This window comes from Lactococcus sp. SK2-659 (genome assembly GCF_020218185.2).
Taxonomy (GTDB): Bacteria; Bacillota; Bacilli; order Lactobacillales; family Streptococcaceae; genus Lactococcus; species Lactococcus lactis.
In genome coordinates this window covers 1-1,381 of record NZ_JAIWQZ020000011.1, presented here as the reverse complement: position 1 = coordinate 1,381, position 1,381 = coordinate 1, and the positions used below count along the sequence as shown (strand labels likewise).

The 1,381-nt window shown below is 32.9% G+C and carries 1 protein-coding gene and 1 pseudogene; one reads left to right on the top strand and one right to left on the bottom strand.

Annotated elements, in window-relative coordinates; all coding sequences use genetic code 11:
- Positions 1-295 precede the first annotated feature (295 nt).
- Positions 296-850, bottom strand: a complete 555-nt coding sequence (locus LDP15_RS12105; RefSeq protein ID WP_011915215.1) for a recombinase family protein — start codon at positions 848-850, stop codon at positions 296-298.
- Between the two features lie 273 nt (positions 851-1,123).
- Between LDP15_RS12105 and LDP15_RS12100 the strand changes: the two are divergent.
- Positions 1,124-1,381 (top strand): annotated as a pseudogene (locus LDP15_RS12100) (trans-acting positive regulator); the annotation flags it as partial.

The window sequence follows — 1,381 nt, the reverse complement described above, 5'->3', positions numbered from 1 at the left end:
TTCTTGACTCATTTTGTGTCTAAATATTTGACATTAGTCCAATTGCAATCCAGCCGATTATTTTAATCATTATCAGTAGTGTGCTTGAGAAAAAAATGTAGAAATAAAGGTTCATACAAATAATAAGAAAAGGGAGGTACACGCTTTTGTGCAATCTCCCTTGTTCTTTTGCTGTCATATCAAGGCTCATTCAATCATGGTAAATTCGTGGTAAAATAATTGCTTTTTTGATTGATGAATAGTCCTTAAATACTGTATTTATGCGGATAATCTGATTTTTTGTATTAAGTTTATTCTAAAACTTATTAATATATCTATAAATCGTTGTTCTTGACACTCCCCAAGAATCCGCAATCGACTTAATCGGCGTACCACTTTCTACCAAGGTTTTAAGAAGCTTTACGTCTTGCTCCGAAAATTTCTCAGGTCTTCCTCCAAGTCGTCCTCTTGCACGTGCAGCTTCTCTACCAGCGGCAGAACGCTCCAAAATAAGATTTCGCTCAAATTCCGCAAAAGCCGCAAACAAATGAAACATCAATTGTCCAGTCGAACTTGATTTATCCATTGTGATATTTTCTTGCAAGCTATGGAAGCTTACTCCTTTATCATTAAGTGAATTAACTATGCTAATTAAGTCCTCCATATTTCTTCCTAATCGATCTAACCGCCAAACAACAATTGTATCTCCAGAACGAGAAAATTCGATGGCAGATTTTAAACCAGGTCGCTCTTTTTTACTTCCTGACATATGGTCAGTAAATATTTTCTCACAATCATATTTTTTAAGACTATCTTTTTGTAAATCTAAATTTTGAAGTCCAGTTGAAACTCGTGCATATCCGATATTCATTTTTTTCTCCTTCATTTTAATTTATTGTATCATAACTTAAAAAGATATGTGTAAATGAACATAGAATAGATTACGGGTTAATGAACAAGAAATGTAAATAATTTTGAGAATTTTAATAAGAAAAGAAGAGTGTCCAGAAAATGACCATTTTATGAACACTCAAATATTGAAAAAATATAGCTCATTTTATGTCTAATTATTTGATAGTGGTCCACTTAAAATAAATACATTAAAGTTATACGTGTTTGACTCTAATAAATTGACTTAACGTCAAACCACTATCGTCCCCATCGTTTAGGTTTCGAAGAGGAGAAATCCATCAGTTATCAGTTAGCTCAAGTAAACAATAAATTCACCTTTTTCCAAGGTAGCCTCTTTACCAAAATTCAAGAAGATTTGATGCTACATAAACAAAACTGGGTCGATAAGAGTTTTCAAGATTTACTCGATAACCTCAAAGATATTGCTTTAAGTTATATACCCAAAGAGCAGGATTTGCCAGAACTCATCTTTGGTTATCGCAATGCCTTG